The 3862-nt window shown below is 76.6% G+C and carries 4 protein-coding genes; 1 reads left to right on the forward strand and 3 read right to left on the reverse strand.

From position 1 onward, the window contains the following. Nucleotides 1-87: 87 nt before the first annotated feature. Nucleotides 88-627 (reverse strand): DUF6197 family protein, encoded by a 540-nt coding sequence (locus ABT247_RS32410; RefSeq protein WP_350749965.1) that lies wholly within the window; start codon nt 625-627, stop codon nt 88-90. Nucleotides 628-818: 191 nt separating this feature from the next. Here ABT247_RS32410 and ABT247_RS32415 point away from each other — a divergent pair, with 191 nt between their 5' ends. Beyond that, nucleotides 819-1604 carry a DUF6348 family protein gene (locus ABT247_RS32415; protein ID WP_350749968.1) on the forward strand — a complete coding sequence of 262 codons (786 nt, stop codon included), beginning with the start codon at nt 819-821 and terminating at the stop codon, nt 1602-1604. A gap of 32 nt (nt 1605-1636) precedes the next feature. Here the strand turns inward: ABT247_RS32415 and ABT247_RS32420 are convergent, their stop codons facing one another. Together ABT247_RS32420 and ABT247_RS32425 are read right to left on the reverse strand one after the other, a co-directional pair. After that, nucleotides 1637-1834, reverse strand: a complete 198-nt coding sequence (locus tag ABT247_RS32420) for a hypothetical protein (RefSeq protein WP_350749969.1) — start codon at nt 1832-1834, stop codon at nt 1637-1639. A gap of 483 nt (nt 1835-2317) precedes the next feature. Beyond that, nucleotides 2318-3544 (reverse strand): PP2C family protein-serine/threonine phosphatase, encoded by a 1227-nt coding sequence (locus ABT247_RS32425; protein ID WP_350749971.1) that lies wholly within the window; start codon nt 3542-3544, stop codon nt 2318-2320. Nucleotides 3545-3862 lie beyond the last annotated feature (318 nt).

Raw genomic sequence — 3862 nt, forward strand, 5'->3', positions numbered from 1 at the left:
CACCGGGGCCGTCGGCGTTTCCGGAGCACCCGGCCGCCCCGGCCGACCCGGCGGGCCGGGCGCGGCGGTCGCGCCGGCCCCGCGGCGTCAGAGCCCGAGCCGGGCGGCCCGGGCCGCGGCCCGGTCGAGCAGCTGGTGGACGTCGCCCACCCGGGTGGTGGGGCGGTCGTTGTACTCGTCCGGGGAGCTCGCCGGCCGTCCGGTGGCGTGCAGCACCTCCATCAGCTGGACCCGGGCGGTGCGCACGGTGGCCGGGGTGCCGTAGCCGTACGCCAGGACGGCGGCCTGGGCGCCGAGCAGGCAGACCCGGCCGGACCGGTCCCACATGGCGCCCTGCAGCCAGCCGTGGGCGCCGATGTAGCGGGAGGCGAGCCGCAGGTGGTCGGCGGCGCTGACCGGGACGGGCCGGGCGGGGCGGCCCAGCACCCGGTCGAGCAGGGTCGCCCGGGGGGCCAGGAAGCCGGCGTTCCAGGGGCGCAGCGTCGCGCCGTACCGGCAGACGTAGGGGGCCGGGGTGCGGACGGGGGCGGGCAGCGAGGCGAGGTACGCCTCGATCTCGGCGACCAGGCCGGTGCCGTCCGGGTGGACCAGGAGCGGCGGGAAGGTCGTCGGGGCGGTGCGGGGCATGCGGGTTCTCCAGGCGGGTGGCCGTCAGTTTCCGCTCCCCAAAGTGGGGCATTCCCGACATTTCCGCGAGCGGAGTGCGCCCGACCGCGGGCGGTTTCCGGGTTGGCGGCCGGGCCGATAGCCTCGGCGGCGTTCGAGCGCAGTTCGAGCGCGACCGGAGTCGGCGCGTTCCCCGAGGTGGAGGAGAGCCGGTGCGTCCGCAGGAGCGACTGGCCGTCATACAGCGCTGCGTGATCCGGGAGATGGCGCGCCTCGGTCAGGTGTTCCGCTCGGACGGCGACGTGGTGCGCGGCCCGGGGACCACCGCGGTGGCGGTGCGCGACCACCCGGGCGACGACGGCTCCGGGCACGTGGACCTCGGCTTCGTGCTGCACCTGGGCCGGGCGGACGCGCCGGTGGTGTGGGACTGCGCCGCGGGCCTCGGCAAGACCGAGGAGGAGAAGCTCGCGAACGCGGTGAAGATGTGGGCGACCACCACCGCCTCGGTGCTGGTCGAACTCGCCGAGGGGCGCGGGGTGCACGCCGACCACGCCGACCTGCCCGAACTCCCGGGCTGGCACGCGGTGCAGGGGCCGGCGGCGGTCTTCGGGTTCGGCAACGAGCACCTGGCCGGCTGGCTCGCCGAGCACCGGGTGCTGCCGGCGCTGGCGCCCGCGCTGCGCGCGGAGGTGACCGGGCCGGGACCGGTGGGCGTGAAGCTCTTCCTGGGCGGCAAGGCGGGCGACGACATCGCCGAGGTCCGGGTGGGCGGCGAGGTGTCGGAAGCGGCCTCCGCGGCGCTGCGCGCGCTGGACTGGCCCCGGGGCGAACGGCTGTGCTGGGCGCGGCTGTTCGTGCTGCTGACGGCGGAACGGGCAGCACCGGTCCCGGCCGCGCCCGCCGGCGCCGCGGCACCGGCACCGTGGCACGCCCCGGCGGCGGCACGCCCCCGGGGTCTGTTCGCCCGCTGGCGGGAGGCCCGACGGGCCGGCCGGTGACCGCTACTCGCCCACTCGCCGGCCCGGCCCGGTCAGCCGCCGGTGATGCTGGAGATGCTGTGCGCCAGGTTGGACAGGATCGAGTTGATCGAAGTCGCCATGGTGGTCTCGTGCAGCATGAAGCCGAACAGGGCGGCGACGATCGCGTGCGGGATCTTCATCTGCTTGTTCCGGATGAAGATGATGCACAGGATCGCGAACAGGACCAGCGCGGAGACGGAGAGTGCCACCCGGACTCACTTCCTCGTTTCGTAGCGTGGCGCCGCCGCCCGGCGGCACCTGCGAAGCCGGACCCCGGCCTGTCCGACGGTCCCGAGGCGGAATCGCGGACCGCCCGGCGCAGTGCCGGCCGGGGAGCCCACGCCCGTGCGCTGTCTGGTGTGCCGCACGTGTCGCCCCCCATTCCCCCGAATCCTGAAGTCCCGCCCGGACTCAGTGTGGTCGACCGTGCCGGTTGCGTAAAGGTCTGACGGCCTGCCCGCCCCGGACATCCTGCGATGCGAGACGAGTTTCCGCCGACCGGGACGATAGCGGAGCCGTTCTGACGGATGGTCGGCGGGGCGGGCTGAGCGGCCGGGAGAGTCGTCGGGCCGGGAGCGGAAGCCGCTGATCCGGTCCGTCGGCGGGGCGTCCGATATGGCCGAAGATCAGCGGCCAGGCTTGACAGCGCCGCTGCCGCTGGCATGTGCCTCAGCCGAGCGCCGGCAGCCGCCTCAGTCGCGCCACAGCAGCAGGACGGCGCGGTCGTCGTTGATGTCCCGGGCCACCGTCTCGATCAGCGCGCCCGCGGCGCCCGCGCGGGCGCCCGGGGCGCCGCCGGGAACCAGCCGGTCCGCCTCCCCCATCAACCGGTCCATGCCCTCGGTGAGGTCCCGGCCCGGCGCCTCCACCATGCCGTCGGTGCACAGCAGCAGCACGTCGCCGCGGTTCAGCCGGCCGCGCACGCCCTCGAACTTGGCGCCGTCGTAGATCCCCAGCAGCGGGCCCTCGGCCTGCTTGACCTCCCAGCGTCCGGCGCCGGCCAGCCGCTGCATGCCGGGCAGGTGCCCGGCCGAGAGCAGCTCGTACTCGCCGGTGTCCAGGTCCAGCACCAGGTGGACGGCGGTGGCGAAGCCCTCCTCCCAGGACTGGCGCAGCAGGTAGCCGTTGGCGGCGGGCAGGAAGTCGTGCGCGGGCAGCGAGCCGACCAGGCCGCCGAAGGCGCCGGAGAGCAGCAGTGCGCGGGAGCCGGCGTCCATGCCCTTGCCGGAGACGTCCGCGAGCACCACCTCCAGCAGCCGCTGGCCGGGGCCGGTGCGGGCGGCCACCACGAAGTCCCCGGAGAACGACTGCCCGCCGGCCGGGCGCAGCGCCATGTCGGCGTGCCAGCCGTCCGGCAGCCGGGGCACCCGGCTCTGCACGCGCAGCCGCTCGCGCAGGTCGAACAGCATGGTGGAGCCGCCCCACCACGGCACGCCGACCCGGGCCCGGAACTGGGCCAGCAGCAGGCCGCCGACCCCGGCAGCGCCGACCACCAGCGCGGCGCCCGGGGTCACGCCGTAGGTGTAGGCCTCCGGGTTCTCGCTGGCGACCCGCTGGCCGGTGTGGATCACGGACTCGGCGGACAGGCCGAGGGCGGCGAGCGCGTAGAGCACCACCAGGCTGCCGGGGCGCAGCAGCAGCGCGCCGGCCAGGATCGGCAGGACGAGGGCGGTGGGCGGGGCCCAGTCGGGGATCCAGACGTTGAGCAGGATCAGCAGCGGGACGAGCAGCGCGAGCGCGCCGAGTACCGGCCAGTCGGCGGCGCCGCCGCGGAAGTAGTCGACACCGGCGGTGCGCAGCCTCCGGCGGACCCGGCGGACCCTCTTGCGCAGCCGGGCCGTCACGGGCTCGGACGCCGGGGCGGCGCCGGGCCTCGTCGCAGTCGTCTGGGGCGGTGCGCCCGGCGGTCTGCCAGCCATGGGGTCCGACCCTATCCACGGGTGCGGCCCGGCGTCGACGGGCCGGGGGCGGGCGGCGGCGTCGGCGCGCGGGGAGCTCAGAGGGTTTCGGCCGATCGGCGCGGTGCGGGCGTGCCGTCAGGAGGCGTACGCCGGTTGGGCCCGGGGGCTCGGGCGCGGCGTGCGCGCCCCGTGCGCGGGAGGCTGCGTGCGCCCGAGGCCTGTGGCCGATCCCACAGGCCCGGCCCGGGGGCGGGCCCGCGGGACCGGCCCGCAGCCGGGGGTGGGCGGACACCGGGCGCCCGGACGGCGACGGCCGGCCGCACGGGGGGTGCGGCC

Source organism: Kitasatospora sp. NPDC001539, from assembly GCF_040298565.1.
Classification (GTDB): domain Bacteria; phylum Actinomycetota; class Actinomycetes; order Streptomycetales; family Streptomycetaceae; genus Kitasatospora.